The 24,920-nt window shown below is 41.3% G+C and carries 25 protein-coding genes and 1 riboswitch; of the genes, 3 read left to right on the top strand and 22 right to left on the bottom strand.

Going from position 1 to position 24,920, the window contains the following annotated elements:
- Positions 1-9 precede the first annotated feature (9 nt).
- The 20 genes from AJGP001_RS05755 to AJGP001_RS05665 form a co-directional block, all read right to left on the bottom strand.
- Positions 10-837, bottom strand: coding sequence for a sulfite exporter TauE/SafE family protein (locus AJGP001_RS05755; RefSeq protein WP_071153786.1), 828 nt, complete (start codon positions 835-837; stop codon positions 10-12).
- Positions 837-1,697 carry a DUF72 domain-containing protein gene (locus AJGP001_RS05750; protein WP_071153785.1) on the bottom strand — a complete coding sequence of 287 codons (861 nt, stop codon included), beginning with the start codon at positions 1,695-1,697 and terminating at the stop codon, positions 837-839. The genes AJGP001_RS05755 and AJGP001_RS05750 overlap by 1 nt, the downstream gene beginning before the upstream one ends.
- 260 nt (positions 1,698-1,957) lie before the next feature.
- A complete protein-coding gene (gene sufB / locus AJGP001_RS05745) occupies positions 1,958-3,355 on the bottom strand; it encodes a Fe-S cluster assembly protein SufB (RefSeq protein WP_058385871.1) in 1,398 nt (465 codons plus the stop codon).
- 20 nt (positions 3,356-3,375) lie between these two features.
- Positions 3,376-3,816 (bottom strand): Fe-S cluster assembly sulfur transfer protein SufU, encoded by a 441-nt coding sequence (sufU, locus tag AJGP001_RS05740; protein ID WP_058385872.1) that lies wholly within the window; start codon positions 3,814-3,816, stop codon positions 3,376-3,378.
- Positions 3,806-5,035, bottom strand: a complete 1,230-nt coding sequence (locus AJGP001_RS05735; RefSeq protein WP_078080245.1) for a cysteine desulfurase — start codon at positions 5,033-5,035, stop codon at positions 3,806-3,808. The genes sufU and AJGP001_RS05735 overlap by 11 nt, the downstream gene beginning before the upstream one ends.
- Entirely contained in the window at positions 5,035-6,339 is a 1,305-nt protein-coding gene (gene sufD / locus AJGP001_RS05730) for a Fe-S cluster assembly protein SufD (RefSeq protein ID WP_071153784.1), read from the bottom strand. The genes AJGP001_RS05735 and sufD overlap by 1 nt, the downstream gene beginning before the upstream one ends.
- 18 nt (positions 6,340-6,357) lie before the next feature.
- Positions 6,358-7,140, bottom strand: a complete 783-nt coding sequence (sufC, locus tag AJGP001_RS05725) for a Fe-S cluster assembly ATPase SufC (RefSeq protein WP_281251063.1) — start codon at positions 7,138-7,140, stop codon at positions 6,358-6,360.
- A gap of 271 nt (positions 7,141-7,411) precedes the next feature.
- Positions 7,412-7,567, bottom strand: a complete 156-nt coding sequence (locus AJGP001_RS17480) for a YuzK family famiily protein (protein ID WP_169793157.1) — start codon at positions 7,565-7,567, stop codon at positions 7,412-7,414.
- Between the two features lie 204 nt (positions 7,568-7,771).
- A complete protein-coding gene (locus tag AJGP001_RS05720; protein ID WP_071153783.1) occupies positions 7,772-8,287 on the bottom strand; it encodes a hypothetical protein in 516 nt (171 codons plus the stop codon).
- A 99-nt stretch (positions 8,288-8,386) separates the two neighbouring features.
- A complete protein-coding gene (locus tag AJGP001_RS05715; RefSeq protein ID WP_071153782.1) occupies positions 8,387-9,559 on the bottom strand; it encodes a dicarboxylate/amino acid:cation symporter in 1,173 nt (390 codons plus the stop codon).
- A gap of 606 nt (positions 9,560-10,165) precedes the next feature.
- Positions 10,166-10,978, bottom strand: coding sequence for a MetQ/NlpA family ABC transporter substrate-binding protein (locus tag AJGP001_RS05710; protein WP_071153781.1), 813 nt, complete (start codon positions 10,976-10,978; stop codon positions 10,166-10,168).
- A gap of 47 nt (positions 10,979-11,025) precedes the next feature.
- A complete protein-coding gene (locus AJGP001_RS05705; protein WP_058385879.1) occupies positions 11,026-11,694 on the bottom strand; it encodes a methionine ABC transporter permease in 669 nt (222 codons plus the stop codon).
- Complete coding sequence (locus tag AJGP001_RS05700; protein WP_058385880.1) at positions 11,687-12,712, bottom strand: methionine ABC transporter ATP-binding protein; 1,026 nt, start codon at positions 12,710-12,712, stop codon at positions 11,687-11,689. Before AJGP001_RS05700 ends, AJGP001_RS05705 begins: the two co-directional genes overlap by 8 nt.
- Positions 12,713-12,800: 88 nt before the next feature.
- Positions 12,801-12,905, bottom strand: a riboswitch (SAM riboswitch).
- A gap of 106 nt (positions 12,906-13,011) precedes the next feature.
- Entirely contained in the window at positions 13,012-13,338 is a 327-nt protein-coding gene (locus AJGP001_RS05695) for a thioredoxin family protein (protein ID WP_058385881.1), read from the bottom strand.
- 5 nt (positions 13,339-13,343) lie between these two features.
- On the bottom strand, positions 13,344-13,682 hold the full coding sequence (locus AJGP001_RS05690) for a ribonuclease M5 (protein ID WP_071153780.1): 339 nt from the start codon (positions 13,680-13,682) through the stop codon (positions 13,344-13,346).
- Positions 13,683-14,027: 345 nt separating this feature from the next.
- Complete coding sequence (gcvH, locus tag AJGP001_RS05685; RefSeq protein WP_058385883.1) at positions 14,028-14,408, bottom strand: glycine cleavage system protein GcvH; 381 nt, start codon at positions 14,406-14,408, stop codon at positions 14,028-14,030.
- A gap of 80 nt (positions 14,409-14,488) precedes the next feature.
- Positions 14,489-14,842 (bottom strand): arsenate reductase family protein, encoded by a 354-nt coding sequence (locus AJGP001_RS05680; protein ID WP_078080244.1) that lies wholly within the window; start codon positions 14,840-14,842, stop codon positions 14,489-14,491.
- Positions 14,843-14,948: 106 nt separating this feature from the next.
- Positions 14,949-16,730 (bottom strand): acyl-CoA dehydrogenase family protein, encoded by a 1,782-nt coding sequence (locus tag AJGP001_RS05675; protein WP_058385884.1) that lies wholly within the window; start codon positions 16,728-16,730, stop codon positions 14,949-14,951.
- Between the two features lie 355 nt (positions 16,731-17,085).
- Positions 17,086-18,261, bottom strand: a complete 1,176-nt coding sequence (locus AJGP001_RS05670) for an acetyl-CoA C-acetyltransferase (RefSeq protein ID WP_078080243.1) — start codon at positions 18,259-18,261, stop codon at positions 17,086-17,088.
- Positions 18,262-18,289: 28 nt separating this feature from the next.
- Positions 18,290-20,674: a 3-hydroxyacyl-CoA dehydrogenase/enoyl-CoA hydratase family protein gene (locus AJGP001_RS05665; protein ID WP_078080242.1), complete on the bottom strand. Its 2,385-nt coding sequence runs from the start codon at positions 20,672-20,674 to the stop codon at positions 18,290-18,292.
- A 211-nt stretch (positions 20,675-20,885) separates the two neighbouring features.
- Here AJGP001_RS05665 and AJGP001_RS05660 point away from each other — a divergent pair, with 211 nt between their 5' ends.
- The 3 genes from AJGP001_RS05660 (at position 20,886) to AJGP001_RS05650 (ending at position 22,325) form a co-directional block, all read left to right on the top strand.
- Positions 20,886-21,206 carry a thioredoxin family protein gene (locus tag AJGP001_RS05660; RefSeq protein WP_078080241.1) on the top strand — a complete coding sequence of 107 codons (321 nt, stop codon included), beginning with the start codon at positions 20,886-20,888 and terminating at the stop codon, positions 21,204-21,206.
- A gap of 101 nt (positions 21,207-21,307) precedes the next feature.
- Positions 21,308-21,769 (top strand): STAS domain-containing protein, encoded by a 462-nt coding sequence (locus tag AJGP001_RS05655; protein WP_078080240.1) that lies wholly within the window; start codon positions 21,308-21,310, stop codon positions 21,767-21,769.
- A 40-nt stretch (positions 21,770-21,809) separates the two neighbouring features.
- Entirely contained in the window at positions 21,810-22,325 is a 516-nt protein-coding gene (locus AJGP001_RS05650) for a hypothetical protein (RefSeq protein WP_078080239.1), read from the top strand.
- On the opposite strand, the gene AJGP001_RS05645 is transcribed toward AJGP001_RS05650, so the two are convergent.
- Positions 22,303-23,202: a 5'-3' exonuclease gene (locus AJGP001_RS05645; RefSeq protein ID WP_078080238.1), complete on the bottom strand. Its 900-nt coding sequence runs from the start codon at positions 23,200-23,202 to the stop codon at positions 22,303-22,305. The two genes, AJGP001_RS05650 and AJGP001_RS05645, sit on opposite strands and share 23 nt — an antisense overlap.
- 78 nt (positions 23,203-23,280) lie before the next feature.
- Positions 23,281-24,777 carry a glycine betaine uptake BCCT transporter gene (locus AJGP001_RS05640; protein ID WP_078080237.1) on the bottom strand — a complete coding sequence of 499 codons (1,497 nt, stop codon included), beginning with the start codon at positions 24,775-24,777 and terminating at the stop codon, positions 23,281-23,283.
- Positions 24,778-24,920 lie beyond the last annotated feature (143 nt).

Here is a 24,920-nt window from a genome sequence, read left to right as displayed (position 1 = left end):
AACACCTCTTTAAGAACTAAATATTCCTTCGTAAATCGATCGCAACCCGAGAATCAAAAGGACAATACGCAAAATGGTCACCAGCATTTCCGAATTCAGGCGCTTGTTTAACTTCGCACCTATTTTCGCACCCATGTATGCACCTGGAACAACAGCTAGCGTATAAATCCATGGCACGTTTCCTAATGAGATATGGGTAACGGAGTTGACAAGTGCTGATAAAAACACCATAAACATAGACGTCCCAATGGCTACATGTGGTGGGAATAAGAACAATAAAATCATCGCAGGCACGATAATTGAGCCACCACCGATACCGAACAACCCTGAAGCCACTCCAACAAAAAAAGTTAATAACAAGGCAAACCAAATTGGATAACCATAAATATATTCTTTATTTTGATTGTCTATAAACGTTGTTTTACGACCGTTGTCCACGAACCAGCGAACCGATTTGAGCCGGTCGCGCAACAGTAAAAGCAACGATAGAAAAACGAGAAGAATTCCGAAATACAGATTGAATGACGGCAAGTCCAAGTTTTTATTAACAAAAGCACCAATGATTGTACCGGGTGCACTTCCTGCAAAGAAAATAAGTCCACTTTTATAATCGACTGTTCGAACTTTCATATAAGCTAAAGTTGAAGACAAGCCTGTGAAAATCATCATGATGACTGATAAGCCAACAATTTTCTGAGGCGAAAGGTCCGGAAAAAATGCAAAACTGGTGCCTAGAAAAAGTAAAGCTGGAACCAGTATAACGCCACCACCAAGCCCTATCAATGCACCCACTATGCCAGAAGCCACTCCGACAAGTGCCATAACGATGAAAACCATTAAAATCCTCCTTCAAATAAATCCATTTGCTTTGGTGAAAGTCCCTCAAATGATAAATCATTCATATTCTGGAACTCTTTAGCGTCACCTGCTGCATGGCCTCCTGAGTTATTATTAAAAATCACGTAGACCGTTTCTGCTGTTTGCGCCAATAGATTTACAGCACGACTGATCTCGCCCAGTTCTTCTTTATTATAATCATAGAGATAACGAACTTCCCGCCAGTTTTGTCCATGTCCTGGATTTAGCCAGCCATGAACATTGCGACCGTGAATACGAAGTAGCACTTTGTCTGTTCTTGAAGAAATTGGAACCAGTGGAATTGAGCCATCTCCTGCCTGCGGTTCGTCACACACTGTGTGAATCAACTGATTATCCCGTAAGAAGTCCACGGTTTTTTCACTCATCCCATTGGCATACCAGGATTGATGACGAAATTCGATTGCCAGATCAAATTCTTTTAAACGCCCTGTAATCTCTCGAAGTTGATCGACATTGTCTTTTTGGCAATCAAACCACGGCGGAAACTGAAGCAGTACCATTGCCAGTTTCCCAGCTTCTTTTAATGGGCGAATGGATTTTCTAAACGCTTCAAACATGTCATCGCGTGAGTCAAATGGATTTTCTCCACGCAGATGTCCTGTCATTCCTTGATAAGCTTTTACTACAAACTGAAACGACTCTGGCGTTTCTTCCATCCACTTTCGAATATTTTTTTCCGGCTGAACTGCATAAAAGGAGGAATCCAATTCTACAATTGGAAAATGAGCACTGTAATCGATCAATTTATCTGTTTTCTTTGAGCCAGGGCTATAGACATCTGGATGATCTCCCCACCCCGTCAAACCTACATAAATCATCGTCCCGCCTCCATTTCTGGTTATTATTTTATGATAGCATAGAAAAAATAGAACGTCTTTTTTAAAGGGAGTTTCTTTAGATCAATTGAGAGTTTAGGGAGAAAATATTATTTTAGGTTACTAAGATAGCCGTCTAGTTAGAAGTATTTTAATTCCACCGAATAGCATGGGAAGCAATTAAATCTTACAAAACACAAAAAGACTGTCACCAAAAGTCATATTTCATGACCTTTTGGGACAGCCCGTTAGTTATTCGTCTATTAACCGATCGAGCCTTCCATTTCGAACTTGATTAAACGGTTCATTTCTACTGCATATTCCATTGGAAGTTCTTTCGTGAATGGTTCGATAAAGCCCATTACAATCATTTCTGTTGCTTCTTGTTCAGAAACACCACGGCTCATCAAGTAGAACAATTGCTCTTCAGATACTTTTGAAACTTTCGCTTCGTGCTCCAAAGAAACGTTATCGTTTAAGATTTCGTTGTATGGAATTGTATCAGAAGTTGACTGATTGTCCATAATTAACGTATCACATTCAATGTTTGAACGTGCGCCGTCCGCTTTACGTCCAAAATGAACGATTCCGCGATACGAAACTTTCCCGCCTTGTTTTGAAATTGATTTCGAAACAATTGATGAAGATGTATTTGGAGCCAAGTGAATCATTTTCGCTCCAGCGTCTTGATGCTGTCCTTTACCAGCGATTGCGATCGACAAAGTCATGCCGCGTGCGCCTTCACCTTTCAAGTAAATAGCTGGGTATTTCATTGTCAATTTCGAACCGATGTTGCCATCAATCCATTCCATTGTTCCGTTCGCGTCAACAAATGCACGCTTTGTTACAAGGTTAAAGACATTATTTGCCCAGTTTTGAATTGTCGTATAACGGCAATAAGCATCTTTTTTCACAATAATTTCAACAACAGCAGAGTGAAGTGAATTCGTTGTGTAAACAGGAGCTGTACAGCCCTCTACATAATGAACGCTTGCGCCTTCATCAACGATAATTAATGTACGCTCAAATTGGCCCATGTTTTCCGAGTTGATACGGAAATAAGCTTGAAGTGGAGATTCTACTTTAATGCCTTTTGGCACGTAAATAAATGATCCACCAGACCAAACTGCCGTATTCAACGCTGCAAACTTATTATCTGCTGCTGGAATTACTGACTGCCAATATTCTTTGAAAAGGTCTTCGTTTTCACGAAGAGCAGAACCGGTATCTTTAAAGATAATCCCCATGTCTTCCAATTCAACTTTCATGTTATGGTAAACAACTTCAGATTCATACTGAGCCGAAACACCCGCCAAATACTTTTGCTCTGCTTCTGGAATACCTAACTTATCGAATGTGCGTTTGATTTCTTCAGGAACTTCATCCCATGAAGTTTGGCTCGCTTCTGATGGTTTTACGTAATACGTAATTTCATCAAAGTTTAGTGAACCTAAATCGCCGCCCCATTGTGGCATTGGCATTGAATAAAACAATTTTAATGCTTTCAGACGGGATTTCAACATCCATTCTGGCTCATCTTTAATTTTTGAAATTTCTCTTACAATATCTTCAGTCAGGCCACGTTTAGATCTAAAAACTGATACATCTTTGTCGTGGAACCCATATTTATAATCACCGATTTCCGGCATTTTTTTCGCCATCGTCGTTCCTCCGTTCTATATTACGATTTTTCTTCGTTTTGCACGCCTTTTTCCATGGCTTTCCATGCCAAAGTCGCACATTTGATACGGGCTGGAAACTGAGAGACGCCTTGCAATGCTTCAATGTCACCAAGATCAATCGAATCATCGTACTCTTTGCCAAGCATCATATCTGAAAAAATGCTGGAAAGTTTTAATGCCGTATCAATTTCTTGCCCTTTGACAGCTTGCGTCATCATTGAAGCAGAAGCCATTGAAATCGAACATCCTTCACCGTCAAACTTCGCATCTTTGACAATGCCGTCTTCGACCTGCAAAGTCAATTGGATGCGATCTCCACAGGTCGGATTGTTCATTTCAATACTAACGCTATCATTTTCAAGCGTCCCTTTGTTGCGGGGCGTTTTATAATGGTCCATAATAACACGTCGGTATAATTGATCTAAATTATTAGAAGACATCGTTGAAATACTCCTTTGCCGAACGCAGGCCTTCTACTAAACGGTCAACATCTGACTCGCTATTATATAAGTAGAAGCTCGCGCGTGCTGTAGCTGAAACTTCCAGCCATTTCATTAAAGGTTGCGCACAGTGATGACCAGCGCGCACCGCAATGCCGCTCATGTCAAGAACAGTTGCAACATCATGTGGGTGAACATCATTCAGATTGAATGTGACAATCCCTGCCCGTTTTTGTGGATCAGTTGGACCGTAAATAGCCAATCCTTCAATCAAGCTCATTTTTTCCATTGCGTAAGCAGCCATTTGATGTTCATGCTTTTCAATTTCATCTAAGCCGATTTCATTGAGAAAATCGATTGCCGCACCTAGTCCAACAGCACCGGCAATAATGGGTGTACCGCCTTCAAATTTCCAAGGCAACTCTTTCCATGTCGAATCGTATAACCCCACGAAATCGATCATTTCTCCACCAAATTCGACAGGTTCCATATTATTTAATAACTCTTTCTTGCCGTAAAGAACGCCAATTCCAGTAGGGCCACACATTTTATGACCCGAAAATGCAAAGAAATCACAGTCAAGTTGCTGAACATCTATTTTCAAATGCGGCGCTGCTTGAGCACCATCAACAACCATCACTGCACCATTTTCATGAGCAATCTGTGCAACTTCTTTTACTGGATTCATCGTGCCGAGAACATTCGAAACATAAACCATCGAAACGATTTTAGTTCGCTCTGTTACAACTGCACGGACCTGCTCCAAGGAAATCGTGCCATCTTTTTCAAGTTCAACGTATTTTAAAATGGCGCCGCGTTCTTTAGCCAATTGCTGCCATGGAATAATATTAGAATGGTGTTCCATATAAGTAATGACAATTTCATCGCCTTCTTGGACATTGGCTCTTCCGTAGCTTTGCGCAATGAGGTTCATGGCAGTTGTCGTTCCTCGCAGGAAAATAATTTCTTCCATCGAATTAGCGTTAATGAATTTCCGGACTTTTTCGCGTGCGCCTTCATAGTGTTCGGTTGCGCGATTCCCAAGTGTGTGAACGCCTCGGTGCACGTTGGCATTATCCAATTCATAATAATTTTTTAATGCTTCAATTACTTGAACCGGCTTTTGTGAAGTAGCAGCACTATCCAGATAAATCAGTGGGTGACCATTTATTTCTTGGTTGAGTATTGGAAAATAGCTTTTTATCTCTTGGTTGATCATTAGCGGACTTTCCTTTCGATAACCTCCGTCAATTGCTTTTTAACGCCTTCGATTGGCAATACACGGACAACCGGTGCCAAGAAACCGTGAATAACAAGACGTTCAGCTTCCTGTTTTGTAATACCGCGGCTCATCAAGTAATACAATTGAAGCGGATCTACGCGTCCAACTGATGCCGCATGTCCTGCTGTTACATCGTCTTCGTCGATTAACAGAATCGGGTTAGCATCGCCACGTGCTTTTTCACTTAACATCAATACGCGTGATTCCTGTACTGCGTTAGATCTTGTCGCACCGTGTTCGATTTTACCAATGCCGTTAAAGATAGCAGAAGATGAGTCTTTCATAACGCCATGCTTCAGAATAAAGCCTTCTGAATCTTTGCCCCAATGAACAACTTGCGTCGTAAAGTTTTGTTTTTGCGATCCCCGTCCAACGACTACACTTTTCGTATCTCCAAAAGAATTATCGCCGATCAAATGCGTTGTGTTTTCAGAAATTGTATCGCTATCATTCATCATGCCTAAAGCCCATTCAATACGTGCATCACGTGCTACAATGCCACGGCGGTTTACATACGTAATAAAACCTTCTGCTAGCGTGTCTACAGCGCCGTACGTAATTTGTGCGTTATCTTCAGCAAAAACTTCTGACACGATGTTTGCCAAGCCATTCGCGTGTGAAACTGTTGAGTAATAGTTTTCCACATAAGTTACTTTACTGCTTGTATCCGCAACAACGATAACGTGGTTAAACAATGACGCTTCTGCATCATCATGATAGAAAACTACCTGTACAGGTTCTTCTACAACAACGTTTTTCGGAACATAAAGGAATGCTCCGCCGTTCATCAATGCAGCATTTAACGCTGTCAATTTGTGCTCGTCCGTTTTCACGCCTTTAGTCATAAAGTATTTCTTAACCAAATCGCCATGTTCACGTAGAGCTGTAAAAATATCCGTCAAAATAACACCTTGTGCCGCAAGTTCATCAGAAACACGTGAAAATGCAGGTGTATTGTTGTGTTGGATATAAAGGTTTTTTTGCTCTAAATCTACGATAGCTTTAACATCTTCTGTTAAATCTTCAAGTGAATCGAACTTTGCACTTTCAACCGTGTGTACCGGGAAATCTGTAAAGTTCCAGCTAAGAATTTTTGTTTTATCTGGTTTTGGCAATGGCAAGCTTTGCGCTTCCCCAAACGAACGAAGACGAAGCTCAGTAAACCATGAAGGTTCACCATTCATTTCTGAAAAAGAGCGCACATCCTGCTCGGTCATTTTTAAATTTGTTTCAACCGTCATGCTAGTCTCTCCCTTCAATTATGCTTGTCCTACAGTCTCGTCTTCAATGCCAAGTTCAGCTTTGATCCAGTCATATCCTTCAGACTCGAGTTTAAGAGAAAGTTCTTCTCCGCCTGATTTAACGACGCGGCCTTGCATCATAACGTGAACATGATCAGGCGTAATGTAGTTTAGTAGACGCTGATAGTGAGTGATAATCAGGCAACCAAAATTTTCGCTTCTCATTTGGTTAATGCCATCTGAAACAACTTTTAATGCATCAATATCAAGTCCAGAGTCAATTTCGTCTAGAACAGCGATTTTAGGTTTGATCATCATAAGTTGTAAAATTTCATTACGTTTCTTTTCTCCGCCTGAAAAACCTTCGTTCAAGTAACGTTGCGCCATTTCTTGTTCCATATCCAAAACTTCCATTTTGCTGTCTAGTTCACGAATAAATTTCATCAATGAAATTTCAGATCCTTCTTCGCGACGAGCGTTCATTGCAGAACGCATAAAGTCAGCGTTTGTTACGCCAGAAATTTCGCTTGGGTATTGCATTCCTAGGAAAAGACCTGCACGAGCGCGTTCGTCAACTTCCATCTCTAGAACGTCTTCACCGTCAAGTGTAATTGTTCCTTGAGTTACTTCATATTTAGGATGACCCATAATAGCAGATGCTAAAGTAGATTTGCCCGTACCGTTAGGCCCCATAATTGCGTGAATTTCACCTGTATTAATTGTTAAGTCTACACCCTTTAAAATCTCTTTGTCTTCGATTTTAACGTGTAAATCTTTAATGACCAAAGTTGACATGTAAATACCTCCATAAAGTTAATGTTGAATGGCGAACCATTCTTAATTAGTATCATTCTAATCTTAACTCATATTCACCTTACTAGCAAATCATTAAACTACTAAAAAAATGACGATAAAACAATTTAGATTGCTGCATTTATCACTTATTTGTAAAAGCCTAGTGTGACAACTGTCACACCTTCATATTTTCAATAAAAGAATCCTAATTGAGAAATTATATCATTAAAAAAGCCAGCATCCGAAGATACTGGCTTCATGTTGTTATATGCTCTGCTTAGTCTCGATGAACCTGCCGCTCGATCTGACTGGCTACTTTTTGGCCTAGCTGATAATCTTGCTCACGACGTTGTTCTACTTCGAGAATTTTGTCCGGGTCATTTTGATATTCGTCAATTCCGAAGCCATGCGCATTTCTAAATGCATGCTCCATTTTATCGGTCTTCTCAATGCCGTTCGATTCAATAATGAACCATTCCTTTCAATCTGTTGATTTAACGCTTACCTTTTACAGTATACCCGATAAAAGAGCAAATAAACACTAAAATAATCAAACTAATCTGAAAACAGATCTTTTGCCTTATACATAACTTCATCAAAAAGCCCTCTGACATTTAGTTGTCAAAGGGCTTTCTACTTATTGTGAAACTTCGTTCTGAATACTAGAACCGGCTAACCCTTGCTCTGTTAGTAATTCATTTAACATCGTATCTGCTTCGGTGAACTTTTCGTCAGCTGCTTCAAAAGATGCATCTTTCGTTAGTTCTTCCGCTTTTATTTCATAGGACTCACGAATAGCTGTGAATGCTGTTTCAATTTGTTCTTTTTGATTTTCTAATACTGCTGGAATTTCCAAGGTCTCAATAGCAGCAGCTGAATCTTTAGCAGAAACAATCGCTGCGTCTGTCATCGCTTTCAGCTCTTCACCTTCTGGTAATAGGTCTTCTGCTTTCATTTTTTCAAATGTGTTCAGATCTACATCAACTGCATTGATCGTATTTGAAATGGTCAGATAAAATCTCATCATGTCTTTCTTAACATCTTTGCTATCTTCTGAACCGGTAGTAGCTTCAGTTGACTCCGCTGATTGTTCTTCTCCACAGCCAGCCAATAATACTGCCGCCAACAAACCAATTGCCCATAATTTCTTCATGGTGTTTCCCCCTATTGTGTAATATCTTCGCTATAATAGCACAGAAATTATCAATAGAATAGACCTTTCAAAATAGCCATAATTGTTCGAATCGATCGACTATTGCAAACTCTTTTGACCATTTGTGAAACGGTCGACGATGTGTGCTAAAGCACCATCTCCAGTAACATTTGCTGCAGTACCAAAGCTATCTTGCGCCATATAAAGTGCGATCATTAATGCGACCATTGTTGCATCAAATCCTAGCATACTTTGCAGCAAACCAATCGCTGCCATAACAGCTCCACCTGGTACGCCTGGTGCTGCAATCATCGTAACACCCAACATTAAAATGAATGGAAAGAAGCTGCTAAATGTCGGCGCTCCACCTGTTAGTAATAATACGCCGATTGCACAGGACACTAATGTAATAGTACTGCCTGATAAATGGATAGTTGCAAACAACGGAACGGTAAAGTCTGCTACGCGTTCGTTAGCTCCTGACTTGCGTGCTTGACGCAATGTGACGGGGATGGTTGCTGCAGAAGACTGCGTTCCAAGTGCTGTAAAATAAGCAGGCATCATCGTTTTTAAAATTGATAATGGATTCTTTCCTTTTAATGCACCGGCTGCCGAATATTGCAGCAACAGCATTGTCCAGTGAAGTATGATAATCATCACAAAGACGACGGCAAACAACGACAAAATTTCAAATACCGCTCCGCCATACGCCATATTGGCAAATATACCAAAAATATGAAACGGTAATAGCGGAATAATAATGTAAGAAATTGTTTTTTCAATAATTGCCTGAAATTCATCAAAAAACGATACCATTGTTTTGCTTCCTGTAGAAGCCATACCAATACCTAGTAAAAAAGCCAAGATCAATGCGGACATAACACCAAAAACAGGTGCCATATCGAGTGCGATAAACGAAGTCGCTAAAGCATGCTCTGGATCTTCCATACTGCTTAAAGAACCCGCTTTCATAAAGTTAGGTAGAACTGTCGTCGCCACGAAGAATGCTAAGATTCCTGCCGCAATGGTGGAAGCGTATGCAACAACTGTAGCCACCCCCAATAACTTACCAGAACCTTTCCCTAGTTTGGCAATTCCCGGTGCAATGAACCCAAGAATGATTAGCGGCACAACAAAGTTTAAAAAGTTACCGAAAATCGTTGTAAACGTCGCAAATACTCTCACTAATTTTTCTGGTGCTATCAAACCAATTAGCACCCCTAGAACGATTGCCACCACTATTCGAGGCAATAAACCAAAATTGAACTTCATGAACCTGTCCCCCTCATATGAACAAATGCTTCTTTTTTATTATTCAAAAATAGCACAAACCACTCGTGAATGTAAGGCATACAAGAAAACGCGCAATATTTTTATTATTTTGAAAATAATAAAAGGGGGGCTGTCCCAAAAGTCATGAGAAATGGCTGATGTCCATTCCGACGGGCGCTTTCCGTGGGCACGGCCTCAGCCGGCTACACCGTCTTCACCATGTGCTGTTTCCCGCAGGAGTCACCGTCTCCATTCCCATCAGCCGTTCTGGAACAAAAAAGGATACAAAAAACCGTTCATTATTATTCGATGCACCAGCGTCCAACAGATACACACTGTTTTATTCCGCACCTGAAAACTAGCGGTTTCCAGCCTGCCCATGCCAAAGACGGTCATCGCGGTCGCAGGTGGCAGCGAAGAGAATTACCCGTATGCGCTCAGGGATGAAAAAGAGCCACGATTCGACTTTCTCATTCCATAAAGTAACTAGCATTCGCCAGCCACTTTCAGGATCCTCTCCAACCAATCAAAAACAGACGGAGAAAAAGAAAATCTTTTTCTCCGTCTGTTTTATTTTTGGGGCTTATGAGACAGCTCCTTTTTTATTCAATCTACCGGTACTACTGAGCCGCCCCATTCTTCTAAAATAAAGTCTTGGATTTCCTGGGATTGTAATACTTCAACTAAAGCTTTCACATTGTCGTTATCTTCATCACCTGCACGCACGGTAATAATATTTACGTATGGCGAATCAGATGATTCTATTGCAATTGAATCTTCTAGAGGACTGATGCCAGCATCAATTGCATAGTTAGAGTTGATCAAGACTGCATCTCCCTCACCTGATTCATATAATTGAACAAGTAAAGCTGCTTCATAGTCTGGCTCAAGCTGTAAATTTTTCGGATTATCAACAATATCACTCACTTCAGCCGATGTTTTATCTACACCTTCTGCCAATGTGATTAAGCCTTCTACCTCAAGCAGCGATAAAATACGACCCTGCTCCGATACCGAGTTGCTCATCAAAATGGTTGCATCCTGTGGTAGTTCATCAAGAGAAGCATATTTTTGTGAATAAACACCGATTGGTTCAATGTGAATCCCTCCAGCATTTTCAAACTCATAACCATTATCAGCTATTTGAGTTTCTAAGTAAGGAATAGTTTGGAAATAGTTGGCATCAATTTCACCAGACTCTAAATCTTTGTTTGGCAAAATATAGTCTTGATACGTTTCAACTTCAAGTTCAATTCCTTGCTCTTCTAAAAGGGGCTTCGCTTGTTCTAAAATTTCAGCATGCGGTACGTTAGAAGCGCCTATGCGTAATGTCTTAGACTCTTCTTCACTTGCTCCACCGTTTCCACATCCTGCGAGTACCAATGCCGTTAACGCTGTTCCTACTACAAATTTCTTCATCTCAATCTCTCCCTTATGTGTTGTTTTATAGAACGGAAAATCCGTTTTTACCGTTTGTCTGCTTTTATCGTGACCCAATCACCAATGTATTGAATGATAAAGACAATGATTAAGATTAAGATTGTTGCCATCAATGTAACGTCTTCACGACTGCGTTGAAAGCCGTCGAGGAAAGCAAGTGTACCAAGACCACCTGCGCCGATAATGCCGGCCATTGCTGTATAGCCGACCAATGCAATCGCCGTGACCGTAATGCCGGATATCAATGCCGGTTTTGATTCCGGCAATAAAACTTTCCAAATGATGGTGCCGGTTGTTGCACCCATTGAACGAGCCGCCTCGATCACACCTTTATCAATTTCTTTTAGCGCAATTAGCACCATTCGTGCATAAAATGGAGCTGAACCAATGATTAATGCCGGTAAAGCCGCATTCGGTCCGCGAATCGATCCCATCAAGAACAAAGTGACAGGAATCAATAAAATGATCAAGATGATAAAAGGAATTGACCGGAAAATATTGACGAATGCGCCAGTCAGCCAATTAACGAGTTTGTTTGCCCACAATTGTTTCGGTGCTGTTAAGAACAAGATAATACCAAGTGCTAAACCAATAACAAATGTAAATACAGTTGATAATGCGGTCATGTAAAGTGTTTCAAGAGTAGCTTCCCACATGCTGTCCCACTTTACGTTTGGAAATAATGATTCAATCATTGTCCATCACCTCCGCTTGAATATCTTCTGAGCGAAGAAATACCAGTGCTTCTTCAATTTCTGCTTGAGACCCTTTAAGCTGTAAGATTAAGGTGCCGTATGCGCCACGCTGCGTATGCGAGATATTGCCTTGAACAATATTCACTTCCACGGCATGACTGCGAATCAATTTAGTTAAAATGGGTTGTTCGGTTTGATCGCCAACAAAAACCAATTTCACCAATTCGCCAGTTGGGTATAATTCCCGCAGGTTTTTGATGGTTTCCTGTGAATCTCCACTGTCGGCTACTTGCGCAACAAAGCGTTTCGTGATTGCCTCTTTCGGTGATTGGAATACATGTAAAACGTCGCCAAGTTCTACAACTCGTCCGCCTTCCATTACAGCCACACGGTGGCAAATTTTCCGGATGACGTGCATTTCATGAGTAATCAATACAATTGTCAATCCCAATCGCTTATTGATGTCTACTAACAAGTCAAGAATGGCATCTGTTGTTTCTGGATCGAGTGCTGATGTCGCTTCGTCACACAACAAGACTTCTGGGTCATTTGCTAATGCCCGGGCAATACCGACGCGTTGTTTTTGTCCTCCTGATAGCTCAGAAGGATAGGCGTTTTCACGACCCGTCAATCCGACTAATTCAATTAACTCCTGTACACGATTTCCGCGTTGTGCTTTTGCCACTCCGGCAATTTCTAGCGGAAATTCAATATTTTCTCTCACTGTACGAGACCATAGTAGATTAAAATGTTGGAAAATCATACTGACTTTCTGACGTGCCTTGCGTAATTCTCCGCCTTTAATCGCTGTGATAATTTGTCCATTAATCTCTACAGTTCCTGACGTTGGCTTTTCTAACCCATTCAACAATCGGATTAAGGTACTTTTACCTGCTCCACTATAACCAATAATACCGAATATCTCTCCATCAGAAATGGATAAGTCCACTTGATCCACAGCTGTTAAAATTGCCTTGCCTGTATCGAATTTTTTTGTCACTTGCTTTAACTCAATCATTCTTCCAACACTCCTAAATCTTAAAAATAAAAAACCCTTCCGCGCATAACTGAGCAGAAGGGCAAACGTATAGTATACGGAAACCAATCTCTCATCGTCCAAAGCTTTCGCTTTGTGTGATTTGGCACCATTTCATTTTCATGACGGTTGCCGGGCTTCATAGGGCACTTCCCTCCACCACTCGTAATAAGAGTTTTGATATAAAATTTTCGGAAAACTTAAGGACTGTATTCTATTTGACTCTTCGCTTGTTGTCTAGATTTCAGACAAGCAATTGGTTTTTTTATCAGAAGACTAATTTACCATGACCGACTGTATTCGTCAACAGGTTTTAACTTACTATACAAGTATGGCACTGATTGAAAAGCATAGATTTTCTCTTTTAGTTTGCCACCTTCTGTTATAAGTAAGCACGGTACACTCTCCACTTCGTAGAGATCCGCTATTTCTTGAACGTAATTTAAATTTGCTTTGCCCATTGGAAGATCCGGTAACAATTCGGTGACGACTGATAGCATCTTAGACGCAACCTGGCAAGTTCCACACATTGGCGCGTACAAATAATAAGCCGTTGATTTATTCGTATTCTTTTCTTTGATCCATTCTTTGTGCGTCCATTCATTCATTTTCTTCATCCCTCTGTTAATAGCTTATTTACCTGGATATTCGCTGTGATGAGCACATCCATCAATATCCGGAGTGGTGTTGCTGCAACTTCTTTATAATTTCGGTTAATGTAAAAATGACGAGCTTCAGGAAATTCACGCTTGACGAGTTTTCTCAGTTTTTCTCCTGAAGAGTCTGCATCTACTAGTATGATCATATCCTGACCTTCGTACGGTAATAGTAACTCTTCCAGTCTCGATGCACTTACTGTACCATTTGTACAAAGAATGGTCACGGGTTCTGCAATGAGTGGTGTAATCCTCGACTTATCACTGAGTCCTTCGACAACAATCACCTTTCCCATAACACTCACCCCATCAAATATAAAATAAGAAAAGTTCTAAGACTTAGTGGTAAAAGAAAACTTTTGTTTTATTGCGATAAAGCTCTTTATATAAGTCGAACTAATGATTTCCACTTGTTGATATTCCGTAAAACAGCAGTGCTTTCGAGCCCACAGGATGTGGATTATGCAACCCGTTCCTTTGCTGAGCCCAAAGCAGTATAGAAAAGTCGGTTTCTTTTACCAACTTATCTAGTTTTAAAATACCAATAGAACAGGCTGACGTCCATTTCCATGACTTATGCGAACTGCTGACAACACTTATCGGTCATAAAAAAAAGCGCCAAGATAGGCGCTTTTCAGTAATTACTCGTTGGTCATTTCTTTGTATTCGTCTGCTGTCATCAATGCATTAACTTCTTCTTCAGAAGGGGCTTCGATTACAACCATCCAAGCCTGCTCGTAAGGAGACTCGTTCACAAATTCTGGGCTATCTTCAAGTTCAGAGTTAACCTCGATTACTTTTCCGCTAATTGGCGCATACAATTCTGAAACCGTTTTAACGGATTCAACACTGCCGAAAGGCTGATCTTTTTTTAGCTCGTCTCCAACTTGTGGAAGTTCAACAAAAACGATATCCCCTAGTTCCGCTTGTGCGAAATGAGTGATACCGATACGTGCATTGCCATCTTCGGTTTTAACCCATTCATGTTCTTTTGAATAACGAAGTTCTGCTGGTGTGCTCATCTTGACCCCTCCAAATTATGTAGTTCATTCACATTCAGTTTGACATAAACAGCCACGAAATACAAGATGGTGCTACTCGCTTACAACCAGCTATTTTGATAATCTGCTTCTTTAAAGCCAAGTGTCACTTTTTTGCCATCCCAAGCCAAGGGACGCTTGATCAACATGCCATCAGAAGCAAGTAGTTCCAATTGCTGGTCTTCGCTCATAGTCGATAACTTATCTTTTAAACTAAGTGAGCGATAAACCAAACCACTCGTATTAAAAAACTTCTTCAATTCTAAACCACTCGCTTGATACATTTGAGCTAATTGTTCTTTAGTTGGTGGGTTTTCCGCAATGTGTATTTCATTGAATTCCACTTTGTTTTGTTCTAGCCAACTTTTTCCTTTACGGCAAGTCATGCATTTTGGATATGCGTAATAAGTAATCACCTTAAAACCTCCCTTTTTTCTAAGCTTACCAAAGAGAAGCCTTGTGGTCGATGAATAAAAACAGGCAACCCCCAAATTAACGGAGTTGCCTGTTTCATAAAACTTCTTACACGACGTATTTCTCTACGTCAATTAGCTTAACAGCAGCTTCACGTTTTTTCGCAATAACGTTATAAGGAGTTGAACGCGTTAATTTGCGCAACGCTGAAAGCATCATGCGTTGATTATCGCCTTCGATAGCCGCGATCAATGTTTCTTTCGCATCTCGCTCGATCTGATCAAACGCTTCTTGACAATAAATTTGTGTATACAACAGTTTTTGTTTTGCTTTTTCTTCACCTGAAGCGGCAATTGCTTTTTCAGTACGCAACACGACAGATTCCATCGCAAAGACGTTGCTGACGATATCGGCAATGTTCACTAGCACTTCTTGTTCGGCCTCTAGTTTTGTGCCGTATGTTTGTGCCGCTAGTCCCGCTGCGAGCAATGCAATTTTCTTCGCGTTTTTCACCAAGTATTTTTCTTGGTCTAATGCATCTGTCCCTACTTCTTCAGGCATCATCATTAACAGCTCTTCTTGTAACTTTTGAGCGTGTTGCAATAACGGCAATTCACCTTTCATTGCTTTACGCAACAATGTACCTGGTACGAGTAACCGGTTGATTTCGTTGGTGCCTTCGAAAATACGGTTAATGCGTGAATCGCGGTAAATGCGCTCAATTTCATATTCTTGCATAAAGCCGTAACCACCATGCAATTGAACGCCTTCATCGACGATATAATCTAACGTTTCTGTACCGAAAAACTTATTTAACGAACATTCTACCGCAAATTCAGCAATTGAATCTGCCACTAGCTTGCCGTCTGCTTGTTGCTCGTCTGTAAACCCGCTCATTCGGTCTTCAAAAAGGCCAACAGTACGGTAAACAGAACTTTCAACTGCATACAATTTAGAAGCCATTGTTGCTAATTTTTCGCGCGTCAAGTTGAAAGACGAAATCGGTGTTTTAAACTGCTGGCGTTGGTTCGTATACGGAATTGTCAATTCCATTGCACGTTTCGAGGCACCAATTGTCCCTACTCCTAATTTATAACGACCAATGTTCAAAATGTTAAACGCGATAATATGGCCACGTCCTGCTTCGCCCAAAAGATTTTCCACAGGAACTTCAGCGTCTTCAAGAATTAACGTCCGAGTTGAAGACGATTTGATACCCATTTTCTTTTCTTCAGGTCCAACAGAAACACCTGGGAATTCACGTTCAACGATAAACGCAGAGAATTTGTCTCCGTCAATTTTTGCATATACAACAAAGACATCCGCAAATCCAGCATTGGTGATCCATTGTTTTTCACCATTCAAGACGTAATGAGTACCCGCTTCATTTAATTTCGCTACTGTTTTCGCACCCAATGCATCAGACCCTGAACTTGGTTCTGTTAATGCGTAAGCTGCAATCATTTCGCCAGTTGCTAGACGTGGCAAATAGCTTTGTTTTTGCTCTTCGTTACCAAAAAGAACGATTGGCAATGAACCAATTCCTACGTGGGCTCCGTGAGTAATTGAGAAACCACCTGCTTTGGACATTTTTTCAGCAATTAGGGCCGAAGCAATTTTGTCTAATCCCAGACCGCCGTATTGTTCAGGAACATCAGCACCTAGAAGGCCAAGCTCACCTGCTGTTTTTAAAAGACGAACCGAATGCTCAAATTCATGGTTTTCTAACTTTTCAACAACTGGCATTACTTCAGTGTTGACGTAATCTTCTGTTGATTTAGCGATCATTTTTTGCTCTTCAGTAAAATCTTCCGGCGTAAACACACGCGACAGGTCTGCATCTTCGATTAAAAAGCTTCCGCCTTTGATCAATGTTTTTTCTTGTTCCATGATGAATTCCTCCTAGTTTTTACTTGCTTATAGTGTTATAGGTTGAAGAATTCGCTTCAAGCGGACGCTTTCCTGGGGGGCCGGCTGAAGCCGCTTCCCTCGCTTTGCTCAGTCCAGGGTCTTCATCTCGGCCTGATCCCCAAGGAGTCGCCGCCTTCCGCTCATTCTTTTAAATTTTAATGGCGAACTTTCTCTTCTTTTGATAGGTATCGAGTTTTAATATCTTTTCGACAGACAGCTAATAGCTTAGGCGCGTCCACGGGCTAGGCGAAGCTATGAGACGAGTGCTTTTCTCGGCTCATGGCGGGAGCCATGCCCAAAGCGGCCGAAGCGACTATTACCCTACGCCTATTCTCTACAGCATTTCAAAGACGCCTGCTGCGCCCATTCCTCCGCCGATACACATGGTTACAACACCGAATTGTTTGCCTTGGCGTTTTAATTCACTCATCATGCGAATGGTTAAAATAGAACCTGTTGCACCTAGCGGATGTCCGAGAGCGATGGCACCTCCGTTAAAGTTGACTTTGTCGATATCAAGACCTAAGTGACGAATAACACCAAGTGATTGAGAAGCGAATGCTTCATTTAGTTCCCATACATCAATGTCATCAATTGTTAAGCCTGCCAATTTCAAAGCTTTTGGAATAGCCACGATTGGGCCAATTCCCATGATTTCTGGTGGGACACCGCCTGTTGCGAATGAACGGAATTTAGCAATTGGTTTGAGTCCAAGTGCTTCTGCTTTTTCGCGGTCCATCACGAGCAATGCGCCTGCACCATCAGACGTTTGTGAGGAGTTCCCAGCTGTCACGGAGCCGCGTGCTGAGAAAGCAGGGCGCAATTTTCCGAGTCCATCCGAATTGGTTCCGTGACGAACACCTTCGTCCATTTCGAACATAGACGTTTTTTCTTGGTATTTATTGTTTTCGTCAACATAAGGTTTTGTTACTTCAACAGGGACGATTTCATCATCAAAGTTTCCAGCTGCAATAGCTGCTGCTGCCTTTTCATGAGAGCGAACTGCAAAGGCATCTTGGTCTTCACGGCTCACACCGTATTTGGTCGCAACTTGTTCTGCTGTATGGCCCATGCTCATGTAATATTGAGGTGCTGTTTCAGCTAGTTTTGAATTGGGACGAATGACGTTACCCATCATCGGTACCATACTCATTGATTCGACACCGCCTGCAATAATGGCTTCGGCTGAACCGACCATAATCCGTTCTGCTGCGTAGGCAACCGACTGAAGACCTGATGAACAAAAGCGGTTAACGGTTACGGCTGAAACCGTATCGGGCAATCCTGCAAGTGCTCCGATGTTACGCGCGATGTTCATGCCTTGTTCTGCTTCTGGCATGGCGCAACCCATGATTAAATCATCGATCGGCCCGTCATAGCCACCAGCTCGCTGTAGCGTTTCTCTGACAACTAAAGCACCGAAATCATCCGGTCGCACAGTCGCTAAAGAACCTTTTGTCGCTTTTCCGACCGGTGTTCGAGCACTGGCCACGATTACTGCTTCACGCATGTGTATTTCCTCCTTTTATCCTCAACGATTAATTACGTAATGGTTTTCCTTTGACCAGCATATGTTGCATACGTTGCTGGGTTTTCGGTTCTGCGACTAGGCTTAAGAACGCTTGGCGCTCAAGATCAAGCAAATATTGTTCATCTACTTTTGTGCCGTATGGAACTTTGCCGCCTGCTAGAACAAATGCTAGCTTTTTAGCGATTTTTAAATCGTGTTCGCTAATATAGCCGGATATAAACATACCTTCTGCACCTAAAAGTAGCGTTGCATAGCCAGGTTCACCGGGAACAGGCACTTTTTCACGTAAAGGTGCTTGATAGCCATTTTCATATAATGACAGAGCAGCCTGTTTGGCATCGTAAATTAAATGGTCACTATTGGCGCTAATACCATCTACAAAGTTTAAGAAGTTATTTTCACGTGCTTCTTCTGCTGAAGTCGAAACTTTTGCCATAGCTATTGATTCGAATACTTTCGTTGCGATGTTTTGATAATCGACTGTTACACCATTCGGTAAGCCTTTTAATTGTTTCATATAAAGTTCTTTGTTTCCGCCGCCGCCAGGAATTAATCCCACGCCCACTTCGACAAGACCCAGATACGTTTCCATTGAAGCTTGAATGTGTGCGGCCGGCAAGGTTACTTCTGCACCACCGCCTAGAGACATACCAAATGGTGCTGCTACTACCGGTTTGTTACTGTATTTGAGTTTCATCATGGCATTTTGGAACGTTTTAATCGTGAAATCGAGTTCGAACATATTATCATCTTGTGCTTCCATCAAGATCATGCCGAGGTTGGCACCGACACAGAAGTTTTTGCCTTGGTTCCCAATGACCAGTCCTTTGAAGTTTTTCTCGACCTCGTCGACCGCGAAATTAATCATTTGCATAATATCTAAGCCAATCGCATTTGAACGTGAATGGAACTCTAATAACGCAATCCCATCACCTAGATCAATCAAACTAGCACCCGAATTCGATTTGATAACGCCGTGTTTTTTCTTATAGCGCTTTAAATCGATTACTTTCTCATTTACCGGGACAGGCTGGTAAGTTGTGCCATCAAAGAAGTACACATCGTTATTTTCTTCTTTATAGAAAGTTTCGTTTCCACTGTCTAGTAAAGCTTGTGCAAATGCTGGAATAGTGTGGCCTTGTTCTTTCATTTTATGGACTGATTTTTCAACACCAATGGCATCCCAAATTTCAAATGGTCCTTGTTGCCAGCCGAAGCCCCATTTCATGGCATTGTCAATGGCAACAATATCATCAGCGATTTCTCCAGTTAACTCAGCCGAATACAAAAGTGTCGGAGCAAGTATGCTCCAAAGCAATTCACCGGTGCGGTCTTCTGCATACACAAGCGTCTTCATTTTAGCTGCAAGACCTTTTTGCTGTTTCGCGAGTTCTTGTGAAGGCGTTTTCAATTTACCGGCTATGCGGTATTCAAGCGTCTCTGGATCAAGTTCTAAAATCTCTTTGTCTTTTTTCAAGAAGAAGCCCTGTCCCGACTTTGCTCCTAACCAGCCATTTTGCACCATTTTCGTCATAAATTCAGGCGCTTCAAAAACCTTTTGCTCTTCTCCTGAAGTTTGATCATGGACATTTTTGGAAACATGCATGAACGTATCTAGTCCAACAACATCAAGTGTACGGAATGTTGCTGATTTTGGACGACCAATTAGTGGACCCGTTACCGAGTCAACTTCTCCTATTGAATAGCCACGTGCCATCATTTCACGTAACGTAACCAATAGACCATATGTACCGATTCGGTTAGCGATAAAGTTTGGTGTATCTTTTGCAATAACTACACCTTTTCCTAAACGATTTTCCCCAAATGCCGTCATGAATTCGACAACTTCTGGAGCAGTCGTTGTCGCAGGAATGATTTCTAACAGCTTCAAATAACGTGGTGGATTGAAAAAGTGAGTTCCTAGGAAATGTTTGCCGAAATCCTCCGAACGCCCTTCGACCATCGCATTAATGCTAATACCCGATGTATTTGAAGAAATAATGGTGCCATCTTTTCTAACGCTATCAATTTTTTCATATAATGATTTTTTTACATCCAGGTTTTCGACAATAACTTCGATAATCCAGTCGATGTCTTTTAATTTATCCAAATCATCTTCCAGATTTCCTGGTGTGATTAGTTGAAGATTTTTTTTAGCTGTTAATGGAGCTGGTTTCTGTTTAAGTAACTTCTGAATAGAGCCGGTTGCAAGTCGATTACGGACCACACTATCTTCCATAGTAAATCCTTTTGCCTGTTCTTCTTTTGACAATTCACGAGGAACAATATCAAGCAATAATACAGGAATTCCTATATTTGCAAGGTGCGCTGCAATTCCCGAACCCATAACACCTGAACCGAGTACAGCCGCTTTTCTAATTTGGTAAGCCACTAGCAAACCCTCCTTGTTTTTTTGAATGAATACTCATTCATTTTTAGTTTAAAAAAATAGAACGTTCTCCTATGTCTCTTAGTGTAAGTTATTTTCTCTTTTTTCGCAATATTTAATCGCTAAAAAATCCCTTAATTTTTCAGAAACAAATTCTTTGCCATTTTATAAATACACGGTAAACTGAAAGGGAACCTATAAGGAGGCCATCTAAATGAAATCACTTTCTACGAACGAACAATTTAACGAAGCTATAAACGGCGAACAACCGGTAATCGTAAAATTTCAAGCTGGTTGGTGCCCAGACTGCAGAAGAATGGATATGTTTATCAATCCAATCGTCGAAGAATACAACCAATACCAATGGGTAGACGTTAACCGCGATGAACTTCCAGAACTTGCTGAAAAATATGACGTAATGGGTATTCCAAGTCTATTGATTTTCAAAAACGGCGAGAAAACAGCTCATCTTCACAGCGCTAACGCAAAATCACCTGAATCTGTTACAGAATTTTTGAACGACCAAAAAGAGTAGGCTCATGCCTACTCCTTTTTTCTCTACTAAAATTTTCAAGCGTCTATCATATGTTTCATTTAATAAATTCATACTTACTACAAGACCCTGGAGGTATATAGATGGATCCACAGCAGGAAATAACCCATTTAAAAGAACAACTGCTTTATTATGAAAAGCTAATCAAAAATATGTCTGCCCCGATAATTCCATCAGTTGTTCCAAAGACCATTTTAGTACCAATCGCTGGTTTTATTTTTTCAGAGCGCTTTGATTTGATTCGTACAACTGTATTAACCTACGCAGAAAAGCATCGCGATACTGAACGTGTCATCTTTGATTTTACTGGTGTGACAACTGATAACTTGATGGAATTCGACTATGACGGATTAGCAAGTGAACTGAGCCAGTTGAATTCTACTCTGAATTTAATGGGACTGCGTGCTATTTATGTCGGATTTAATCCATTGTTTGTACGTGAAATCGTCCGGGCTGGCATCCAAGTCGAACTGGAATTTTATACAACATTCAAAACTGCTCTTGAACGTTTGCTCACTGAAAACAAAAAATTAACGACTACGTGATAAAACTAATTGTTAGAAACTCCGTGGAGGTAAAATTGCCATGAAAAAACTCATCGCTTTTCAAGGTCTTTCCCAACATGATACAAGTATTCTCAAAAAATATCGTTCTTCTGCGTGTGGACCTGTGACTATTGCTGCCATTATGCACTACCATGAAGAACTTGATATTGGTATCAATCAACTGTATCAACTTCTCGGCTCTACACGCATCGGGTTGTTTACTTGGAGACTATTGAAAAATTTTCAGAAGCTCAGCGGCAAACGGTATGAGGCAAAAAAAGTTCTCGATATGTCCGAGGTAAAAGAAGAATTGTTGGCAAATCGACCGCTTGCTATGAAGTTTGACCGCTACTTTACTTTTCGTTGGTTTTCTAAACCGCTATATAGCTACCACTGGGTCCCGTTAATTGGTTTTGAGGAAAAGTCAGCTGACCTTGTTCTCTATTTTCACGACAACGGACAAAAAAACCGCCCCAGCAAAATGCGGACGGCTTCTTATTTAGCAAATCAACACGTGCTGACCTTTGTGAAAATTACGCCCAAGGATCGATCGTAACTTCGGCATTTTTTTCGAGTTGTTTAGCCAGTAACAATAATTGTTGATCGCGACATAACTGTATATGGTCATTGGTGTAGCTAGGAACAACAAGTTCATCTAGCGGCATATCCAACTGGATGTCACATTTGATGACAGCCAGTTTTTTTGATAGCAGCAGCATTTCTTTGTGTTCTTCAATTTTCTTTTTCTGTGCCGGTTTTAATTCGTCGATGGCTCTTAGTACACCATCAGTCGAGCCGTACGTTTGAATCAGCTGAAGCGCCGTCTTCGGTCCAATCCCTTTAACACCAGGATAGCCATCGCTTGGGTCACCCATAAACGCTTTAACGTCGGCAAACTGCGAAGGTTGAATGCCATACTCTTCAATAAATCGCTCATCAGTATAGACATCGTAAACGTGAAATCCTTTTTTCATAAACGCAATTTTGACAGAAGGCGATAATAGTTGCAGCATATCTTTGTCACCGGTGATGATGGTAAAGTCGACTTGGCCCTGCCATTGCTTTGTAAATGACCCGATAAAGTCATCTGCTTCAATCCCCGCTTCACCATAATTTTTCCAACCCAGTTGCTCAGAAATTTCTTGTGCCCAGTCAAACTGATGCACCATGTCTTCTGGTGGTGCCGGACGATTGGCTTTATAGCCATCGAAAAGATCTGTACGGAAAGTTTTAGATCCCATATCCCAGCACACGGCCATATGTGTCGGCTTCATCATCGTTTTAGCCGCTAGCACGTGTCGCGTAAATCCTTGAACGCCATTTGTCGCTAATCCTTCTGTTGTGCGGAAATATTGGTTGACTGCTGAGGTTGCAAAAAACGACCGGAACAAAAGAGCCATTCCATCTATTAATAACACATGTGGTTTTTCCATATAAAAATCCTCCATCTTTTTATTGCTTCCCTTCTATTATAACGTCTATGTATTGAAAAAACCGCCAAAGCGGCGGTTTTAACGTTTGCGTTTAATTGCTTTGTATTCAATTGTTACTGCTTTATAGAAGGATGTCATCATGAGTAGGATAATAATCGAGAACGGGAACGCCGCGATGATTAGCACCGTTTGCAATGTATCCAGTCCACCTGTCGAGAGTAAAATGACCGCGATAGCTGATTGTGCAATCCCCCAAGTTAATTTTACTGTGTTTTGAGGATATAACGATCCACCTGTTGTTTGCATACCGAGAACAAATGTTGCCGAATCGGCAGAAGTAACAAAAAACGTGGTGATTAAGAATACGGCAATAACAGATAAAATCACGCCAAACGGCAATTCATTAAATACAGCAAACAAAGTTTGCTCTGTCAATAATCCAGTCAAATCCACTCCGCTTTGTTGCACATCGATTGCTGTTGTGCCAAAAGCCGCAAACCAAAGGAAACTGATAAACGTTGGAATCATCAATACGCCTAGTAAGAATTGACGAATTGTCCGACCTTTGGAAACACGCGCGATGAAAACACCAACAAATGGAGACCAAGAAATCCACCAAGCCCAGTAAAAGATGGTCCAGCCATCAATCCACGCACGATTTTCGCCATCGATTGGGGCTGCACGGAAACTCATTTCAACGATGTTTTGGAAATACGTACCGATTGTGTCAGTAAACATATTCATAATCAACAAGGTTGGCCCAAGAATGATAACGGCTAGCAATAGTACAACAGCTAACACCATATTGGTATTTGACAAGTATTTAATCCCTTTGCTTAGCCCAGACCACGCTGAAATCATAAACAATACCGTCACAATAGCAATGATGACCAATTGAACAGAAAAACTATCTTCTGGTATTCCATCGAACAAATACGCAAGACCACCGTTTATTTGGATAGCGCCAAAGCCAAGAGTCGTTGCGACACCGACAACTGTTGCGAAAACCGCAATGACGTCAACAAACGTTCCCCAAGGCCCTTTCATCTTGTCTCCAAATATTGGTTTTAACGTTGCCGAAATCAAGCCAGGTTCTCCTTTTCGGAACTGAGCATATGCAAGTGCTAATGCCACAACGGCATAAATCGCCCATGCATGAATACCCCAGTGGAAAAAGCTGAATCGCATTGACTCACGCATCGCTTCAGCGGTTCCAGGTTCAGCGGTTGCTGAATCAATCGCGTAATGCGACAGCGGTTCTGCCGCTCCCCAAAATACCAAACCAATTCCCATTCCTGCTGAAAACAGCATGGCAATCCATGTTCCAAATGAAAACTCAGGCTTGTCTGAGTCTTTCCCTAATTTGATTTGCCCCATCGGACTGATGAGGAAAAACAAACAGAACAAAACGATGATGGAAACAATTAATAAGTAATACCATCCGAACGAAGTTGTTAGGAATGATTCTATATTCCCTGTAACTTCTGAAAAACTATCAGGTGCAAGTGCGCCAAAGCCAATGGCTAACAATACGAGCGCAAGTACAATCCAAAATACATTGGTTACTTTTTTCATATAGTACCTCTCCTCTTCCATTTTTATCGCCGCTTTAACGGTCAGTAGATTCTTGCAGCCTGTGCAAGATTCCGCTGACCGCTAAAGTCCGAATTGATGAACTAAAAAACAGCAGAGGATGAAGACCCCCGCTGATTGAAGTT

It is taken from the genome of Planococcus faecalis (assembly GCF_002009235.1).
GTDB classification, from domain to species: domain Bacteria; phylum Bacillota; class Bacilli; order Bacillales_A; family Planococcaceae; genus Planococcus; species Planococcus kocurii.
This window is presented reverse-complemented; position numbering and strand designations above follow the sequence as displayed.

What these genes read in the sequence shown, in the direction of transcription:
- AJGP001_RS05675 (WP_058385884.1), bottom strand. Translation starts at nt 16,730, where the DNA reads ATGGAACAAGAAAAAACATTGATCAAAGGCGGAAGCTTTTTAATCGAA.
- AJGP001_RS05670 (WP_078080243.1), bottom strand. Translation starts at nt 18,261, where the DNA reads ATGCGTGAAGCAGTAATCGTGGCCAGTGCTCGAACACCGGTCGGAAAA.
- AJGP001_RS05750 (WP_071153785.1), bottom strand. Translation starts at nt 1,697, where the DNA reads ATGATTTATGTAGGTTTGACGGGGTGGGGAGATCATCCAGATGTCTAT.
- AJGP001_RS05660 (WP_078080241.1), top strand. Translation starts at nt 20,886, where the DNA reads ATGAAATCACTTTCTACGAACGAACAATTTAACGAAGCTATAAACGGC.
- AJGP001_RS05735 (WP_078080245.1), bottom strand. Translation starts at nt 5,035, where the DNA reads ATGATCAACCAAGAGATAAAAAGCTATTTTCCAATACTCAACCAAGAA.
- AJGP001_RS05700 (WP_058385880.1), bottom strand. Translation starts at nt 12,712, where the DNA reads ATGATTGAGTTAAAGCAAGTGACAAAAAAATTCGATACAGGCAAGGCA.
- AJGP001_RS05640 (WP_078080237.1), bottom strand. Translation starts at nt 24,777, where the DNA reads ATGAAAAAAGTAACCAATGTATTTTGGATTGTACTTGCGCTCGTATTG.
- AJGP001_RS05705 (WP_058385879.1), bottom strand. Translation starts at nt 11,694, where the DNA reads ATGATTGAATCATTATTTCCAAACGTAAAGTGGGACAGCATGTGGGAA.
- gcvH (WP_058385883.1), bottom strand. Translation starts at nt 14,408, where the DNA reads ATGAGCACACCAGCAGAACTTCGTTATTCAAAAGAACATGAATGGGTT.
- AJGP001_RS05720 (WP_071153783.1), bottom strand. Translation starts at nt 8,287, where the DNA reads ATGAAGAAATTATGGGCAATTGGTTTGTTGGCGGCAGTATTATTGGCT.
- AJGP001_RS17480 (WP_169793157.1), bottom strand. Translation starts at nt 7,567, where the DNA reads ATGGAGCATGCATTTAGAAATGCGCATGGCTTCGGAATTGACGAATAT.
- AJGP001_RS05650 (WP_078080239.1), top strand. Translation starts at nt 21,810, where the DNA reads ATGAAAAAACTCATCGCTTTTCAAGGTCTTTCCCAACATGATACAAGT.
- AJGP001_RS05645 (WP_078080238.1), bottom strand. Translation starts at nt 23,202, where the DNA reads ATGGAAAAACCACATGTGTTATTAATAGATGGAATGGCTCTTTTGTTC.
- sufU (WP_058385872.1), bottom strand. Translation starts at nt 3,816, where the DNA reads ATGTCTTCTAATAATTTAGATCAATTATACCGACGTGTTATTATGGAC.
- sufB (WP_058385871.1), bottom strand. Translation starts at nt 3,355, where the DNA reads ATGGCGAAAAAAATGCCGGAAATCGGTGATTATAAATATGGGTTCCAC.
- AJGP001_RS05715 (WP_071153782.1), bottom strand. Translation starts at nt 9,559, where the DNA reads ATGAAGTTCAATTTTGGTTTATTGCCTCGAATAGTGGTGGCAATCGTT.
- AJGP001_RS05695 (WP_058385881.1), bottom strand. Translation starts at nt 13,338, where the DNA reads ATGAATGAATGGACGCACAAAGAATGGATCAAAGAAAAGAATACGAAT.
- AJGP001_RS05655 (WP_078080240.1), top strand. Translation starts at nt 21,308, where the DNA reads ATGGATCCACAGCAGGAAATAACCCATTTAAAAGAACAACTGCTTTAT.
- AJGP001_RS05755 (WP_071153786.1), bottom strand. Translation starts at nt 837, where the DNA reads ATGGTTTTCATCGTTATGGCACTTGTCGGAGTGGCTTCTGGCATAGTG.
- AJGP001_RS05690 (WP_071153780.1), bottom strand. Translation starts at nt 13,682, where the DNA reads ATGGGAAAGGTGATTGTTGTCGAAGGACTCAGTGATAAGTCGAGGATT.
- sufD (WP_071153784.1), bottom strand. Translation starts at nt 6,339, where the DNA reads ATGACGGTTGAAACAAATTTAAAAATGACCGAGCAGGATGTGCGCTCT.
- AJGP001_RS05710 (WP_071153781.1), bottom strand. Translation starts at nt 10,978, where the DNA reads ATGAAGAAATTTGTAGTAGGAACAGCGTTAACGGCATTGGTACTCGCA.